The following is a 16,799-nucleotide window of genomic DNA, read 5'->3' on the forward strand; positions in this document are numbered from 1 at the left end:
GCCTCGACGGCCCGGCCGACGGCGCGCCGCTGATCCTCGGGCCCTCCCTCGGCACGTCCCTGCGCGTGTGGGAGCCCCAGCTGGCGGCCCTCGCCCGCGACCACCGCGTCCTGCGCTGGGACCTGCCCGGCCACGGCGGCTCCGCCCCCTCCTCCGCGCCCGCCGTCTCCGTCGCCGCCCTGGCGGACCAGGTGGTGCGGCTGGCCGACGAACAGGGCTGGGAGAGGTTCGCGTACGCGGGGATCTCGCTGGGCGGCGCGGTGGGCCTGGAGTTGGCGGTACGGCACCCCGGCCGTCTCGTCTCCCTCGCCGTGCTGTGCTCATCCGCGTACTTCGGCGACCCCGACACCTGGCGGGACCGCGCGGCCGGCGTCCTCGCGGAGGGCACCGAGTCCCTGGTGGCGAGCCGCCCCGGCGTCTGGTTCGCGCCCGGCTTCGAGCGCACCCCGCTCGGCGCGGCGCTCGTGAACGACCTGCGGGCGGCGGACGACAAGTCGTACGCGGCCTGCTGCTCGGCCGTCGCCGAACACGACCTGCGCGACGAGCTGGCGACGATCGCGGTCCCGGCCCTCGTCGTCGCCGGCCGCGACGACCCGGCGGCGCCGCCCTCGCCGCACGCCCGCACGATCGCCGACGGCATTGCGGGCGCGAGCCTCACCGAGATCGCCGGAGCCGCGCATCTGGCGAACGTCGAACGGCCCGCACCGGTGCTCGCCGCACTGCTGGACCACCTCGCGGCGACCCCCCAGGCCGTCGGGGACGCCACCCGGCACGGCGCGGGGATGGCGGTACGCCGCGCCGTGCTCGGCGACGAGCACGTGGACAGGTCCGTGGCCCGTACGACGACGTTCACCGCGCCCTTCCAGGACTTCATCACCCGCTACGCCTGGGGCGAGATCTGGACGCGGCCGGGGCTCGACCGCCGTACGCGCAGCTGTGTGACTCTGACGGCGCTGGTCGCCGGCGGGCACCACGACGAGCTGGCGACGCAGGTGAGGGCGGCGGTACGGATCGGGCTGAGCGCCGAGGAGATCCGGGAGGTGCTGCTCCAGTCGGCGGTGTACTGCGGGGTGCCGGCGGCCAACAAGGCGTTCGTGATCGCCGACGACGTGCTGTCGGAACACCTCTGAGGCGAACCGTTCTGACGGGCAGGCATGCCCGCGCGTCGGGCCGGTCGGTGGTCGGACAGCGGTCGGTTCCCCACCCGGTCGCGGTCGAGTCGCGCGACCGGTTCGCCCCGCTTAGGGTCGGAATCCGGTGAACGATGGCGTTCCCTGTCCGAGGGCGCGCACCACCCCGCTTCACCACCCTCACCTATGACTGATTCACAGCCCACACCGCCGGACACCACGAAGTCCGACGCCGCTCCCGAGGACGGCCGCGGCAACGGAATCGCGCTGGCCATCATCGCCTCCTGCCAGCTGATGGTGGTCCTCGACATCACCATCGTGAACATCGCTCTCCCCCACATCCAGAGCGCGCTGGACTTCTCGACTCAGAACCTGTCCTGGGTGGTCAACGCCTACACCCTCACCTTCGGCGGTCTGCTGCTGCTCGGCGGCCGTCTCGGCGACGTCCTGGGACGGCGCAGGGTCTTCATGTTCGGCGTGGCGCTCTTCGCGTTCGCCTCTCTGCTCTGCGGTTTCGCGCAGGAGTCGTGGCAACTGCTGGCGGCCCGTGCCATCCAGGGCGTCGGCGGCGCGATCGCCTCCCCGACGTCGCTGTCGCTGATCACCACCACGTTCCGTGAAGGGCCCGCGCGCAACAGGGCGTTCGGCGTGTTCGCGGCGGTCTCGGCGGGCGGCAGCGCGATCGGGCTGCTGGCCGGCGGCATCCTGGTGGAGTGGCTGGACTGGCGGTGGATCTTCTTCGTCAACGCGCCGATCGGACTGGTGATCATCGGCCTGACGCCCCGCTTCATCAAGGAGTCCGTGCCGCGCCCCGGTCACTTCGACGTCGTCGGCGCACTCACCGCGACCCTCGGCATGGTGTGTCTGGTCTACGGCTTCATCCGGGCCTCCGAGGAGGGCTGGACCAACGGCCTGACGCTCGGGTCCTTCGCCGCCGCCGTGGTGCTCCTGGCCCTCTTCATCGTCATCGAGCGGCGTTCGCGGCAGCCGATCACCCCGCTGTGGATGTTCCGTGACCGCAACCGCTCGGGTGTCTACGGGATGATGCTGAGCCTGGCCGCGGCGCTGTTCGGCATGTTCTTCTTCCTGACGCTCTTCGTGCAGGAAGTCCTCAACTTCAGCCCGCTCCGGGCCGGTCTCGCCTTTCTCCCGGTGAGTGTGATCATCGCCGTCGGTGCGGGCATCGCCTCGCAGTTGCTGCCGCGCTGGGGTCCGAAACCATTCATGGTTTCCGGCGCGATCCTGGCAGCCGGGGGTCTCGCCTGGCTGACGCTGACGGACGTGAACAGCACCTATCTGGGCAGCGTGCTGGGGCCGATGCTGATCTTCGGCCTCGGTATGGGCTTCCAGTTCGTGTCGCTGACCCTGATGGCGCTCTCGGGTGTCGAGCAGGAGGAGGCCGGCGCGGCCTCCGGCGTGTTCAACGCGACGCAGCAGGTGGGCGGTTCGCTGGGGCTGTCCATCCTGGTGACGGTGTTCGGCACCGCCAGCAAGGACGAGGCGAAGAGCCAGGTCCCGGACTTCCTGGCGCACGCGACCCCTGCCCAGAAGATGATGTTCCAGAAGACGGGTGCGCTGCCGAAACCGTGGAGCGACGAGGTGCTGGCCCACGGTGTGTCGAACGCGTTCATCGTGGCGGCGGTGTTCGCCGCCGTATCGGCCGTGATCGCGGTGTTCGTGATCCAGGTACGGGCCTCGGACCTCGAACGCCTCCAGGGCGGCACGCCCACTCCGGGCGTCTGATCCCCCTACGCGGTGGTGGAGATCAGCCCGAGGGCGAGGATCAGCGCGGTCCCGGCGGTCCGCCGGGTCACGGCGGTCCGCGCGGGCGGGTAGCCGCGCGGTACGCCCTCGACCAGCATGATCAGATACAGGTAGCAGCGGTAGAGCGCCATCCGCAGCCGCGCGGACCGGTCGAAGTCGGCGACACCGCCGCCCGCCCGGTAGCCGGCCAGCAGCGCCTGGTCGTCCTCGGGCTCGCCGAAGAGATTGAGCGACACGAACTCCGCCAACGGGTCGCCCCAGAACATCCGTTCACCGTCGATGACCCCACCGATCCGCCGCTCCCCCGCCTCGCCCGTCAGCAGGATGTTGCCCTGCCACAGATCGAAGTGCACGAGCGCGGGAACGGTGACCTCGTCCAGCGCCGGTACGGCGGCCCGTACCAACTCCCGCACCCGCTCCCCGGACACCGGCAGCTTGGCCCCGAACCGCTCGGCGTCCGCCAGGACGGCCTCCAGCATCGCGGTGAACGCCTCCCGCCAGGTGTCCGCGGTGGGCACCGCCTCGGACGGATACCCGAAGCGCGTACCGGTGACGGTGCCCAACTCGACCACGTACGCCCCGAGTTCCCTCCGCAACCGCTCGTGCTCCGCGTCCCCGAGCCCGGCCGCCAGGGCGGACCACGGCTCCCCCGGACACTCCGTCATCAGCAGCGAATCCGAAGCGAGGCGCACCACCTCGGGCACCGGCACACCGGAGCCACCGGCCGACCGGTAGAACTCGCCCTCGTTGACGAGCAGTTCACCCTCGTACGTCAGATGCGGCGTCCCGCCCTCCGGCGGCAGCTTCAGGACCAGCCGCCCGCCGTCGTCCAGGCGAACGCGGTAGAGGGAGTTGTACGTGCCCCCGCCCAACACCTCGTGCCCGACGCCCACCCGCGCCCCGGCGGCGTCGAGGATCGCGGCGAGACGGGACGCGGTCAGCGCGGACATGTACGGATTCCCCTCGACGGCGGACACCCCCGAGACGCGGGAAGCACCCTCAGCCTACGAGCACCTTCCGCAGCACCTCCGCGAACTCCCCCGGCGACTCCACGAACCCGCCGTGCCCGCCCGGGAATTCGGCCGGCCGCAGTCCGAGCCGCGCGCAGCTCGGGGGTGGAGTCCTGCCCGGGGTCGTCCAGCGTGCTGCCGGAGATGCCTCTGGGGTCGTGCGTGACGACGGTGTACTCGTCGGCGAGCGCGTCGGCCAGCGGCGCGAAGTGCGCGGCGCTCATGGGCGCGCCGGTGAGCACCAGTACGGGGCCGGTGCCCCGTACCTCGTAGTGCAGGTGCGCGCCGGGGACGTCGAGTGTGTGGGCGGTGACCATGGTGGGCTCGTCCTTGGGTGAGAAACGGTGGCGATGGCGTACATACGCCCCCGCCACCCGGCGGAACTCATCGCTCCCCGGACACCGGCGCGCCGGCCAGCGCCTTCCGCAGGCCCACGTTCGCCGACAGGATCCCGCCGTCCACCGGCAGCGTCACCCCCGTGATCCAGCCCGCGTCGGACGAGGCCAGGAACGCCACCGCCGACGCGACGTCGTCCGGCAGCCCCACCCGGCCCGCGGGGTAGTGCGGCGCCGCGCGTTCCAGGTTGGCCTCGCGGCCCTGCCAGGCGTCCGTGTGGATCGTGCCGGGGGTGACGAGGTTGACGCGGACCCCGCGCGGCGCCGCGTGGCCCGCCAGGGTGCGGGTCAGGCTGGCGAGGCCCGCCTTGGCGGCGCTGTAGGCGTGGTTGCCGAAGTCCTGCTCGCCGTTGACGGAGCCGATGTTCACGATCGCGCCGCGCCCCGACGCCGCCAGGTGCGGCAGCGCCGCCCGCGCGCAGCGGAAGGCGCCGGTCAGGGTGAGATCGAGGTCGCGGGCCCAGTGTTCGTCCGGTTCGTCCTCGAAGAGCGGCGCGTCCGGGGTGCAGGAGTAGGCGTTGTTGACCAGGACGTCCAGCGAGCCGAAGCGTTCGACGGCGTACGCCACGGCCGCCTCGACCGACGCGCGGTCGCCCACGTCGCACACGTACGACTCCGCGCCGTCGATCAACTCCGCCGCACGCCGGGCCCGTTCACCGTCCACGTCCGTGATCAGGACCCGCCCGCCCTCGGCGGCGAGCCGCCGCGCGATGGCCTCGCCGATACCGCGCCCGGCTCCCGTGATCAGTACGCCGTGATTCTCGAATCGCCTCATGTACCGATCATGAAGCCGACCGGACGGCCCGCACCAGGGCCTGTGCCCGGGGATCCGCCGTCACACCCTTGCGCATGCCGTTGGTGACGTAGCCGAAGGCGGTGCCCGACTCGGGGTCGGCGAAGCCGAGCGAGCCGCCGCGCCCCGGGTGCCCGAACGAGCCGGGGCCCAGCAGCGGCGCGCCCGAACCGTGCAGCATGAAGCCGAGCCCGAAGCGTGTGCCGACGACCAGCACCCGGTCGGGGCCCGCCGATTCCTCGGTACGGGCGGCGGTCAGCGTCGCCGGGGCGAACAGCCGCTCGCCGCCCCGGTAGCCGTGCCCGGGGCCGTCCACCGGGCCGATCATCGCCGCGTAGCACCGCGCCAGCGCACGCGCGGTGGAGATCCCGCCGCTCGCGGGCAGCTCGGCGGCGCGGTACTCGGCGCTGTTCTCGTCCGGCGGCGGATCGATGGCGCCGAACGCCCGCCGGGTGAGCGACTCGGGGTCCTTGTACGCCTCCGAGACCGAGCGCTTGGCGCGCAGCCGCAGCTCCCCGCCGACCCCGGCGGGCTCCTCGATCCTCCCGATACGGCCCACCCGGTGCGCCTCCTCGGCGGGCAGCCCGATCCAGAAGTCCAGGCCGAGCGGGCGGGCGATCTCGTCGGCGACCCAGCGGCCGACGGAGCGTCCGGTGACGCGCTTCACCAGCTCGGCGACCAGCCAGCCGTAGGTGTGCGCGTGGTAGCCGTGATCGGTGCCCGGCTCCCACACGGGCCGCTGCGCGGCGAGCGCGTGCGCGCCCGACTCGCCGTCGAGCGCCTCGGCGGGGCTGAGCGGCCGGTCGAGCACGGGCACGCCCGCGCGGTGCGACAACAGGTGCCGTACGAGCACCCGTTCCTTGCCCGCCGCCTTGAACTCCGGCCAGTACGTGCCCACCGGCGCGTCCAGGTCGATCCGCCCACGCTGGTGCAGCAGAAGCGGTACGGCGGCGGCGACGCCCTTCGTCGCGGAGCGGACGACCTGCGCGGTGTCGACGGCCCACGGCTCCGCGCCGTCGAAGTCGCGCGTGCCGGCCCACAGGTCGACGACCTTGTGCCCGTGCCGGTAGACGGCGACGGCCGCGCCCCGCTCACCGCGCTCCCGGAAGTTCCGTACGAAGGCGTCCTTGACGGGTTCGAAGCCCGCGGCCACCGTGCCCTGGACGTCAGCGACGCCTACCATCCCGCTCATACCCCCATGGTGCACGGTTCACGGCGCCGGCAGGGCCACCGGGGCTCACCGCCTCACGACCGTCGTGGGGTCGAAACCGAACGGCAACTCCAGCCGGTGCGCGCCCATCAACTCCGCGTCGCCGAGCAGCTCGTGTGTCGGCCCGTCGGCCGCGATGACGCCCTCGCTGAGGATCACGGCGCGCGGGCACAGTTCCAGCGCGTAGGGGAGGTCGTGCGTGACCATCAGGACGGTGACGTCCAACGCCCGCAGGATGTCGGCGAGTTCACGGCGCGACGCGGGGTCGAGGTTGGACGAGGGCTCGTCGAGTACGAGGATCTCGGGCTCCATGGCCAGGACCGTCGCGACGGCGACCCGGCGGCGCTGCCCGAAGGACAGATGGTGCGGCGGCCGGTCCGCGTACTCGGCCATGCCGACCCGGGTGAGCGCGGCCACGACCCTGGCCTCCAGTTCCGCGCCGCGCAGACCGGACGTCGCGGGGCCGAAGGCCACGTCCTCGCGCACGGTGGGCATGAACAGCTGGTCGTCGGGGTCCTGGAAGACGATGCCGACACGGCGGCGGATCTCGGCGAGGTGCTGCTTCGCGACGGGCAGCCCGGCGACGGTGACGGATCCGGCGCCCGCCGTGTGGATGCCGTTGAGGTGCAGGACGAGGGTGGTCTTGCCCGCGCCGTTGGGTCCGAGCAGCGCGACCCGCTCGCCGCGCCCGACGGTCAGGTCGACGCCGAAGAGGGCCTGGTGGCCGTCGGGGTACGCGTAGGCGAGCCCGCGCACTTCGAGGGAGGGCGGCGGCTGTTCCTGGGAGTGCGTGCTCATAGCGTCCAGCCAAGCAGACAGACCGCGAGCGCCGACAGCGGGAGTGCGGCGGCCGATGTCCACTGCGCGCGGGAGGCCGTCATCTCGTCGATGACCGGCATCGTGCCCGTGTAGCCGCGGCTCATCATCGCCAGGTGCACCCGCTCCCCGCGCTCGTAGGAGCGGATGAACAGCGCGCCGGCGGATTTGCCGAGCACACCCCAGTGCCGTACGCCGCGCGCCTCGAACCCGCGCGAGCGGCGGGCGATCGACATCCTGCGCAGCTCGTCGGTGATCACGTCGCCGTAGCGGATCATGAAGGACGCGATCTGGACGAGCATCGGCGGGAGTCTGAGCCGTTGCAGCCCCAGCAGCAGCGCGCGCAGTTCGGTGGTGGAGGCCAGGAGTACGGAGGCGGCGACGCCCAGCGTGCCCTTGGCCAGCACGTTCCAGGCGCCCCACAGGCCGGGGACGCTCAGGGACAGCCCGAGGAACCGGACCTGGTCGCCGGGCACCACGAACGGCATGAGGACGGCGAACGCGACGAACGGGACCTCGATCAGCATCCGGCGCAGCAGGAAGCCGGCCGGGACGCGGGCGAGCACGGCGACGCCGGCGAGCAGCGCCGCGTACAGGCCGAAGGCCCACACGGCCTCGCGCGGCGTGGAGACCACGACGAGCACGAAGCACAGGACGGCGGCGAGCTTGCAGTGCGGCGGCAGCGCGTGGACCGGGGAGTGGCCGTGCCGGTAGAGCTTGTGGGCGTGGCCCGCGCCCATGTCAGACCTGCCCGGCGGAGGACGGGGCCGGGGCGTTGTCCGTCGTACGGCGGCGGTGGACCACGTAGAAGATGCCGCTGCCCACGACGACCGTCGCGCCGACGCCGATCATGCCCGCGAGGCCGCCCGAGAGCCGGGTGTCGGAGATGTCCTTGACGCCGTAGTCGGCGAGCGGCGAGCCGGCGGCGGCGTGCTCCTCGACCTTCTTGTCGATGCCCTGGTCCGCGGCGACCTTCTCCAGCCCGTCGGGGTTGGCGGAGGCGTAGAAGGAGACGACCCCGGCCAGCAGGAGGGCGGTGCCGAGACCGGCCGCCAGCAGCCCGCGCGGCGAGCGGGACGCGGTCGACGCGGCAACAGGGGCAACAGGGGCAACGGGCGTCGGCGCGTCCACCAGCTCGCCGCCCACCCGCAGCTTGAGCGGCGCCGCGAGCCCTAGCGCCCCGTGGACCAGGTCCGGCCGTACGGCGATGACGGCCCCGACCGTCAGCGCGGTGATCGCCGCCTCGCCGACGCCGATGAGCACGTGCACGCCGACCATCGCGGTGAGCACCTTGCCGATCGGGATGTGCGTGGTCCCGCCGATGGCGTAGAGGAGGGTGAAGGCCGCGGCGGCGGCGGGCACGGACACGAGCGCGCCCACGAACGCGGACACGGTGACCGAGCGGCGCCCCCGCGGCAGGATACGGAGCAGGCCGCGGAAGATCCCGTACGAGACGATCACCGTCACGACGCCCATGACCGTGATGTTCACACCGAGCGCGGTGAGCCCGCCGTCGGCGAAGAGGATGCCCTGCATCATCAGCACGACGGCGATACAGAGGACCCCGGTGCAGGGGCCGACGAGTATCGCCGCGAGCGCGCCGCCGAGCAGATGCCCGCTGGTGCCGGCCGCGACGGGGAAGTTCAGCATCTGCACGGCGAAGACGAAGGCGGCGACGAGGCCCGCGAGGGGCGCGGTGCGCTCGGCGCCGTGGCCCTCGGCGAGCGGTCCGGCGCCCAGCTCGCGGCGGGCGCCGCGCAGACTGACCGCCACGGCTCCGGCGGCGACGACGCCGGCGGCGGCCGACACCGGCAGGTTGATCATTCCGTCGGGGACATGCATGGCGGGCTCCGCTTCCGGCAGGCGTGGTGAACCGCTCGAAGTGAACCGTTCGACTAGATAGTCCTCTCTTGCGAACGAGTTGCAAGAGCGCGTGGCACGCGAACCGGTGTACGGGCACCGAACGGCCCGGAAAGTTTGAGATTTCCGGGACACTCGGCGTTAAATAAAGGACAAAAGGTATGTTGTGCTGTAAAGCGCCACGCACCGCGTCGAGAGTGCCGTCGAAGCGCCGCAGAGGAGCGAAGCGATGTCAGCCGTCGTCGAGCAGCCCGCCAAGGTCCGTCTCATCACGGACGCCCCCCACCACGGGTGCCTGTCGGTCACCCTCCGCTACGACAGCGCCGACCCCCTCGCCGTCCGCGTCGCCTTCCCCGCCGAGGTGTCGCGCGACGACGGCGAGGTGGTGTGGACCTTCGCCCGCGAGCTGCTCGAATCGGGCCTGCGTACGCCCTCCGGCGACGGCGACGTACGCGTATGGCCCTGCGGGCGCGCGCAGACGATGCTCGAATTCCACTCACGGGAGGGCGTGGCGCTGACCCAGTTCGACACCGCCGCGCTGCGCCGCTTCCTCCGGCTGACACACCAGACGGTCCCGGCCGGCGAGGAGCGCTACCCACTGCGCGCCAAACGCGGCCTGGACCGTCTGCTGCACAACAGCTAGGCCGTGTCTGCAAAGTCCCGCCTGGCCCTCGGGCGGACGGCGCTACTTTGAAGACACGACCTGGCCCCCTCAGGGCCCAGCCCAGGTCAGACCCGCGCCAGCTCCTTCTCCGAGCCCGGACCGGAATCCGGCCCCGCGCCGTCCGACTCCTTCTCCAGCATCTTCCGCAGCTGCTCGCCCTCCACGTCCACGTTCGGCAGGATCCTGTCCAGCCAGCGCGGCAGCCACCACGCCTTGTCGCCGAGCAGCGCGAGCACCGCCGGGACGATGGCCATCCGGACCACGAAGGCGTCGAAGAAGACCGCGATGGCCAGCGAGAAGCCGATCATCTTGACCATGGACTCGCCGGAGCCGATGAAGCCCGCGAAGACCGCCATCATGATGATCGCGGCGGCGGTGACGACCCGCGTCCCGTGTCGGAAGCCGGTGGCGATCGCCTGTCCCGGCCGCTCCCCGTGGACGTACGCCTCGCGCATCCGCGTGACCAGGAAGACCTCGTAGTCCATCGCGAGACCGAAGACCACACCCACCATGAAGATCGGCATCATCGACATGATCGGACCGGTCTGCTCGACCCCGAACAGACTCCCGAGCCAGCCCCACTGGAAGACCGCGACCACCGCGCCGAGCGCGGCGACGACCGACAGCAGGAAGCCGAGGGCCGCCTTGAGAGGTACGAGGACCGACCGGAAGACGAGCATCAGCAGCAGGAACGCCAGACCCACGACGAGCGCGAGGTAGGGCAGCAGCGCGTCGTTCATCTTCTCGGAGAAGTCGGTGTTCATCGCGGTGGCGCCGGTGACCAGGACCTTCGCCTCGCTGTCCGAGGCGATCTCGCCGCCCGCGTCGCGGATGGCATGGACCAGGTTCTCCGTCTCCACGGACGACGGACGGTCCTTCGGGACGACCGTGATCGTCGCCGTGTCGCCGGCCTTGTTGTACGTGGCGGGGGTGACCGCCGCGACGCCCTTCATGTCCTTCACGGCGTCGGTGACCTGGCCGGCGGTCTGCTTGGCGTTGTCGTCGCCCTGGCCGTCCACGACGACCATCAGCGGGCCGTTGAAGCCGGGCCCGAAACCGTCGGAGAGCAGGTCGTACGCCTTGCGCTGCGTGGTGCTCGTCGGCTGCGAACCGTCGTCGGGCAGACCCATCTCCAGCGAGGTCGCCGGGACGGCGATGATGCCGAGACCGACGACCGCGGTGAGGAGTACGGCGACGGGGCGGCGCAGCACGAAGCGCGCCCAGCGGGTGCCCATGTTGGGCTTGCCCTCGGCGATCTTGCCGTCGGCCGAGGCCGCCCGCTCCCGGGCCTGCCGCTCACGCACCTTCTTGCCGTGCACACGCCTGCCCGCGAATCCCAGCACGGCCGGGACGAGCGTGAGCGCGATGAGGACGGCGATGACGACCGTGCCGGCCGCGGCGGCGCCCATCTTGGTGAGCATGGGGATGTTGACGACGGCCAGACCGACGAGCGCGATGACGACGGTGAGCCCCGCGAAGACCACGGCGGATCCGGCCGTACCGGCCGCCCGGCCGGCCGCTTCCTCGGGTTCACGCCCTTCCGCCAGTTCCGCGCGGTAGCGGGAGACGATGAACAGGGCGTAGTCGATGCCGACGGCGAGGCCGATCATCATGGCGAGAATGCTGGTGGTGGAGCCGAGATCCATCACGCTCGCCAGCGCGGTGATGGTCGAGACGCCGATTCCGACACCGACGAGGGCGGTGAGCAGCGGCAGACCCGCCGCGATCAGCGAACCGAAGGTGATGACGAGTACGACGGCGGCCACGGCGATGCCGATGATCTCGGTGGCCCCGGTCTCCGGCGCCGCCTGAAGCGCGTCTCCGCCGATCTCGACCGTCAGCCCGGTGTCCCGCGCCTCGTGGCCCGTCTCCTCCAGCGCCGTACGGGTCTCCTCGGTCAGCTCCATCGAACTGACCTTGTACGTGACCGAGACGTAGGCGGTCGAACCGTCACTCGAAACGGCCTTGGCCGTGTACGGGTCGGTGACCTGCGCGATCTGGTCCGAGCTGGCGGGCAGTTCGTCGACGATCTTCTCGACTTCCGCCTTGTTGGCGGCGGCGGTCATCTTCTCGCCGTCCGGCGCCTTGAAGACGACCCGGGCGGTCGCCCCGTCGGCGCTCCCGCCGGGGAAGCGCTCTTCGAGCAGGTCGAAGGCCTTCTGGGCCTCCGTCCCCGGAATGGAGAAGGAGCTGGATGTCGCGGTGGACGCGGATGCCGCGCCGACGCCCGCGAGGGCGAGCAGCGCCACCCATACGAAGGCGACGAGATTTCGGCGTCGGAAGGCGAACCGTCCGAGTTTGTAGAGAAACGTGGCCACGAGGCGTACTCCCGGTCTGGGGGTGGATCAAGGGCATGGGGAGCCGACCGACGGCGCGAGAGCGACACGCGTCAGGTGCTGGTGCCGGAGAGGCACCGGGTACTGCTGGGGAACCCCGGAGGTGGGCGAGCGGCCCAGGGAGACGATGCTGCGGAGCTGCGGGGAGGGTCAGACGCCGAGAGCGGGGAGGACCACGGCGTCGAGGTAATCGCGGAGGAACGCCTGGTCGACAGTGCGGTCCTCGATGAGCTGCCGGGCGACGAAGGCGCCGACCAGCATGTGTGTGACGTACTTCAGCGCGGGCTGGTCCGCACTGATCTCACCCCGGTCCACGGCACGGCTCAGGAACAGGTTGAGCCCGTTCAGCTCGGGCTCGATGAGGAGTTCACGCAGCGCGAGGTGGAGATCGGGGTTGGTGTGGACGGCATGGACCAGGCCCCGCATCAGCGCGGAGTCCCGCTCCATCTGACAGTCGTCGGCCAGCGACACCATGGCGTGGAAGTCCCCGCGCAGTGAGCCGGTGTTGATCTGACTGACATCGGCCGGCTTGTTGTGCCGCATGGCTCGTGCGACCAGCTCCGGCTTGCTCCCCCACTGGCGGTAGAGGGTGGCCTTGCTGGAGTGGGTGCGGCCGGCGACGGCGTCCATGGTGAGGGCGTCGTAGCCGACCTCGCGCAGCAGGTCGAGCACGGCTCCGTACAACTCGCTCTCGCGCTCCGGCGTGAGTCTGGTGCGTGCCATGGTCGACCTCCCGTCGAGGTATCGATAAGCCGAACGAAACGGTTTCGTACAGTACGAAGATAACCCCGCCCTCATCGAAACGGCAACGTTTCGCTTGTGGGCTCCGCCACACCCCCCACACAGACGACCGAGTGCCCGCCGAACACATCCGGCCAACTGACCCGCGCCCACGAGTTGCCCCACCCCTCCCGCACGGAAAGCATTGGGGGGTGAGTGACGACGTCGCGTATCTCCGCTATCCGCACCTGTACGACGACTTGCTGTGCTTCGCCGCCGAGGACGACCTCTGGGTCGCCCCTCTCTCGTCGGCCAAGCACCGCCCGGACCGTGCGTGGCGGCTGACCGTCGACCGCACCAGAGTGGGACATCCGCGGTTCTCGCCCGACGGCAGCCAGATCGCCTACACGAGCTGGCGCAGCCTGGATCCGGAGATCCACCTGGCGCCGGTGGCCGGCGGCCCGGCCCGCCGGCTCAGCTACTGGGGATCGACCGACACCCGCGTCTGCGGCTGGACACCACCGGACAAGGACGGCACGGCGCAGATCCTCGCCGTCTCCTCGCACGGCCAGCCCTTCTCGTACTACTCCTGGGCCTACAGCGTCCCGACCGACGGCTCCCCCGGCGGGAAACTCCCCTGGGGCCCGGTCGCCGACATCGCGATCACCGATATCGAGGGCGAGCGCCGCAGCCTGCTGCTGACCGGGAAGCCGCCGCACGAACCGGCCGCCTGGAAGCGGTACCGGGGCGGCGCCACGGGGCGGCTGTGGCTGCACGGCGAGCGGCTGCTGGCGGATCTGCCCGGCCATCTCGACTGCCCGATGTTCGTGGACGGGCGCATCGCGTTCCTCTCCGACCACGAGGGCGTCGGCAATCTCTACTCGACGCTCCCCGACGGCACCGATCTGCGCCGGCACACCGACCACGACGCGTTCTACGCCCGCCACGCGTCGTCCGACGGACGCCGGGTCGTCTACCAGTGCGCGGGGGACCTGTGGCTGGTGGACTCGCTGGCGCCGGACTCGGTGCCGCGCAAGCTGTCGGTACGGCTCGGTGGTCCGCGCGCCGGGCGGCGCACGTACCAGGTCCCGGCCGCCCACCACGTCGACTCGATCTCCGTGGACACCACGGGCCGGGCCAGCGCCGTCTCCGTACGCGGCAGCCTGTACTGGCTCACCCACCGCGACGGCCCGGCCCGCACGATCGCGGACACTCCGGGGGTACGGGTCAGGCTCCCCGAGATGCTGGGCAGCGGCGGCAAGGTCGCCTACGTCACGGACGCGGACGGCGAGGACGCGATCGAGATCGCCTACCTGCCGCGCGCGAGCGGCGACCGGCCGCCGGTGCGGCTCGCCTCCGGGCGGCTGGGGCGCGTCCACGAGCTGATCGCGGACCCGGACGGCGAACGGCTGGCGCTGAGCACGCACGACGGGAAGCTGCTGATACTGACGGTGCCTGACGACACGTCAGGTGAACCGTCGACGCCACCGGCCGAAAGCGTCGAGCCCGCCGCCGATCCCGCCGATCCCGTCGCTCCCGTCGCCGAGGACATCACCGAGGACGTCACCGAGCTGATCCGCTCCGTCAACGGCCCCGTCACCGACCTCGCGTTCTCCCCCGACGGCGACTGGATCGCCTGGTCCCACCCCGGCGTCGGCCGCTCACTGCGCCAGATCAAGATGGCGCGGATCGCGGACCGTACGATCGTCGACGTCACCAACGGCCGCTTCGAGGACGAGAATCCGGTTTTCACCCGGGACGGCCGATATCTCGCCTTTCTTTCCTGGCGCGGATTCGACCCCGTGTACGACGTGCACACCGGCGACCTCTCCTTCCCGCTGGGCTGCCGCCCCTACCTCGTACCGCTGTCGTCGGCGACGCCCTCACCGTTCGCGCTCCTCCCGGACGGCCGCCCGGCCGCCGGCGGCCTCGACCCCGTGCCGGTCGCCCCCTCCGACGGCACGAGCGCCGCCTTCGGGGGCACCTCCCAGGCCGAGGGCTCCGGGGGAGGGACGGTCACGGTCGAAGTCGAGGGACTCGCCAGCCGCGTCACGCCCTTCCCCGTGTCCGCGTCCAAGTACTCGGCCCTGCGACCCGTCAGCGGCGGCGGCCTGGTCTGGCTGCGCTGGCCGATCTCCGGCGCGCTCGGTGAGACGTTCGCCAACCCCGCCGACACCTCGGGCCGTCCGACCCTCGAACACTTCGACATCACCAAGGCGCGCAAGAGCGAACTCGTCGACCACCTCGACTGGTTCGCGCTCAGCCGGGACGGCTCCCGGCTCGTGGTCGTGGACGACGACGACCTGCGCGCCGTACCCGCCACCGAGCCCGGCGACAGCGACTCGACCGTCCATCTCGACCTGCGCCGCATCCTGCACGAGGTCGACCCCGCTGCCGAATGGCGCCAGGCGTACGCGGAGGCGGGCCGCATCATCCGCTCGTACTTCTGGGAGCCGGACATGTGCGGCATCGACTGGGACGCGGTGCTCGACCAGTACCGCCCACTGGTCGAACGCGTCGCGTCCCCCGACGAGTTCGCCGATCTGCTGCGCGAGGCACTCGGCGAGCTGGGCACCTCGCACGCGTACGTCACCCCCGCCCGCCGCAACGAGGGGCCGCCGCACTACCAGCGCGCCATGGGCCTGCTCGGCGCCAACCTCGTCTGCCGGGACGGCGAATGGCTGGTGAAGCGGATCCTGCCGGGCGAGTCGTCGGACTCCAAGGCCCGTTCCCCGCTGGCCGGTACGGGCATCCGCGAGGGCGCCGTCCTCACCCATGTCGACGGCCGGCCCGTCGACCCGGTGACCGGCCCCTTCCCGCTGCTGTCCGCCGCCGGCGGTACGACGGTCGAGCTGACCTTCCGCCCCGCCGAGGACTTGTCGACGCCCAACGGCGGTGTCCGGCACGGCGGTTCGCGGCGTGTGGCGATCGTCCCGCTCGTCGACGAACGGCCGCTGCGCTACCAGGACTGGGTGGCCAAACGCCGCGAGGTCGTCCGCGAGATGAGCGGCGGCAAGTGCGGCTATCTCCACATCCCCGACATGGGCGGCTCGGGCTGGGCGCAGTTCAACCGCGATCTGCGGCTGGAGGTGTCCAGGCCCGCGCTGATCGTGGACGTACGGGGAAACGCGGGCGGCCACATCAGCGAACTGGTCGTGGAGAAGCTGACCCGGCGCATCCTCGGCTGGGACCTGACGCGCAACGCCCAGGCGGTCAGTTACGCCTCCAACGCCCCGCGCGGCCCGGTCGTCGCCATCGCGGACGAGGCCACCTCGTCCGACGGCGACATGATCACGGCCGCGTTCCGGCTGCTGAAGCTGGGCCCGGTGGTCGGGCAGCGCACCTGGGGCGGGGTGGTCGGCATGACCGGCAGGCACCGGCTGGGGGACGGCAGCGTGATCACGGTGCCGATGAACGCGGCCTGGTTCGACACATACGGCTGGTCGGTCGAGAACCACGGCGTGGAGCCGGACATCGAGGCGCTGCGCACCCCGCTCGACTGGGCGGAGGGACGGCACGCGCAGCTCGACGACGCCGTGTGGGTGGCGCTGGAGCTGCTGACCAAGCAGCCGGCGGCGACCCCGCCCGGCTACGGCGACGTCCCGGACCGCCGCCGGCCCGCGCTGCCGCCGCGCACCTCCGGCCCGTCCGGCCCGCCCGGCCCGTCCGGCCCGTCCGGCCCGTCCGGCGATTGAGGACTTCCACACCCCGGCCGGGCACACCCGGCCCGGTCCGCACAGGGAAGCGCGCCCGGGGCACCTGGCACCGGGCGCGCTTCTCCCGCGAACTACCCGCTCAGGCGTCGTAGTTGTCGTCGAACCGGTCGCGCGCGTCCTGCGCACGCTGCCGCGCGCGGTCCTGCTCGTCCCGCATCGGGTCCTCGTTCCGCGAGGAGCGCTCCGACGCCTCGTCCTGCTTGCCGTCCGCCTTCTTCTTCGCCTGGTCGGCGAGCGCCTGGGACTTGTCCTTGAACTGGTCGGCGATGCCCATGGAATCTCACTCCTGGAAGTCCGGTGAGGCCCCTGGAGAGGTCCCTGGGCCTCGACCAGACTTACACGTACCGACATAGCGCGCATTTCGATCAACTACGCTGCGTACGCC

Annotated in this window: 14 protein-coding genes; 4 read left to right on the forward strand and 10 right to left on the reverse strand. The window is 71.7% G+C overall.

The features are described from left to right. Positions 1-1,130, forward strand: a 1,130-nt coding sequence (gene pcaDC, locus P3L51_RS28400; RefSeq protein ID WP_354608170.1) for a bifunctional 3-oxoadipate enol-lactonase/4-carboxymuconolactone decarboxylase PcaDC, incomplete at its 5' end; no start/stop codon positions are given. Positions 1,131-1,316: 186 nt separating this feature from the next. Continuing rightward, positions 1,317-2,873, forward strand: coding sequence for an MFS transporter (locus P3L51_RS28405; RefSeq protein ID WP_354608171.1), 1,557 nt, complete (start codon positions 1,317-1,319; stop codon positions 2,871-2,873). 5 nt (positions 2,874-2,878) lie between these two features. Here P3L51_RS28405 and P3L51_RS28410 read toward each other — a convergent pair whose 3' ends face one another. The 7 genes from P3L51_RS28410 to P3L51_RS28440 form a co-directional block, all read right to left on the reverse strand. Beyond that, positions 2,879-3,844 carry a phosphotransferase family protein gene (locus tag P3L51_RS28410; protein ID WP_354608172.1) on the reverse strand — a complete coding sequence of 322 codons (966 nt, stop codon included), beginning with the start codon at positions 3,842-3,844 and terminating at the stop codon, positions 2,879-2,881. After that, positions 3,832-4,221, reverse strand: a complete 390-nt coding sequence (locus P3L51_RS28415) for an alpha/beta fold hydrolase (protein WP_354608173.1) — start codon at positions 4,219-4,221, stop codon at positions 3,832-3,834. Before P3L51_RS28415 ends, P3L51_RS28410 begins: the two co-directional genes overlap by 13 nt. A 67-nt stretch (positions 4,222-4,288) precedes the next feature. Then, positions 4,289-5,074, reverse strand: coding sequence for an SDR family NAD(P)-dependent oxidoreductase (locus tag P3L51_RS28420; protein ID WP_354608174.1), 786 nt, complete (start codon positions 5,072-5,074; stop codon positions 4,289-4,291). Positions 5,075-5,081: 7 nt separating this feature from the next. Next, positions 5,082-6,284 (reverse strand): serine hydrolase domain-containing protein, encoded by a 1,203-nt coding sequence (locus P3L51_RS28425; RefSeq protein WP_354608175.1) that lies wholly within the window; start codon positions 6,282-6,284, stop codon positions 5,082-5,084. 45 nt (positions 6,285-6,329) lie between these two features. Beyond that, positions 6,330-7,100, reverse strand: a complete 771-nt coding sequence (locus P3L51_RS28430; protein ID WP_354608176.1) for an energy-coupling factor ABC transporter ATP-binding protein — start codon at positions 7,098-7,100, stop codon at positions 6,330-6,332. Then, positions 7,097-7,858 carry a cobalt ECF transporter T component CbiQ gene (gene cbiQ / locus P3L51_RS28435; protein ID WP_354608177.1) on the reverse strand — a complete coding sequence of 254 codons (762 nt, stop codon included), beginning with the start codon at positions 7,856-7,858 and terminating at the stop codon, positions 7,097-7,099. Before cbiQ ends, P3L51_RS28430 begins: the two co-directional genes overlap by 4 nt. Position 7,859: 1 nt before the next feature. Then, positions 7,860-8,960, reverse strand: a complete 1,101-nt coding sequence (locus P3L51_RS28440; protein WP_354608178.1) for an energy-coupling factor ABC transporter permease — start codon at positions 8,958-8,960, stop codon at positions 7,860-7,862. 247 nt (positions 8,961-9,207) lie between these two features. Here P3L51_RS28440 and P3L51_RS28445 point away from each other — a divergent pair, with 247 nt between their 5' ends. Then, complete coding sequence (locus tag P3L51_RS28445; RefSeq protein ID WP_354608179.1) at positions 9,208-9,621, forward strand: SsgA family sporulation/cell division regulator; 414 nt, start codon at positions 9,208-9,210, stop codon at positions 9,619-9,621. A gap of 86 nt (positions 9,622-9,707) precedes the next feature. Here the strand turns inward: P3L51_RS28445 and P3L51_RS28450 are convergent, their stop codons facing one another. Together P3L51_RS28450 and P3L51_RS28455 are read right to left on the reverse strand one after the other, a co-directional pair. Beyond that, positions 9,708-11,960: an MMPL family transporter gene (locus tag P3L51_RS28450; RefSeq protein ID WP_354608180.1), complete on the reverse strand. Its 2,253-nt coding sequence runs from the start codon at positions 11,958-11,960 to the stop codon at positions 9,708-9,710. 168 nt (positions 11,961-12,128) lie between these two features. After that, complete coding sequence (locus P3L51_RS28455) at positions 12,129-12,701, reverse strand: TetR/AcrR family transcriptional regulator (protein ID WP_354608181.1); 573 nt, start codon at positions 12,699-12,701, stop codon at positions 12,129-12,131. Between the two features lie 209 nt (positions 12,702-12,910). Between P3L51_RS28455 and P3L51_RS28460 the strand changes: the two genes are divergently transcribed. Next, positions 12,911-16,393 (forward strand): S41 family peptidase, encoded by a 3,483-nt coding sequence (locus P3L51_RS28460; RefSeq protein WP_354608182.1) that lies wholly within the window; start codon positions 12,911-12,913, stop codon positions 16,391-16,393. A 100-nt stretch (positions 16,394-16,493) separates the two neighbouring features. On the opposite strand, the gene P3L51_RS28465 is transcribed toward P3L51_RS28460, so the two are convergent. Then, positions 16,494-16,688 carry a hypothetical protein gene (locus P3L51_RS28465; protein ID WP_354608183.1) on the reverse strand — a complete coding sequence of 65 codons (195 nt, stop codon included), beginning with the start codon at positions 16,686-16,688 and terminating at the stop codon, positions 16,494-16,496. Between the last annotated feature and the right edge of the window lie 111 nt (positions 16,689-16,799).

This window comes from Streptomyces panacea (assembly GCF_040560175.1).
GTDB classification, from domain to species: domain Bacteria; phylum Actinomycetota; class Actinomycetes; order Streptomycetales; family Streptomycetaceae; genus Streptomyces; species Streptomyces panacea.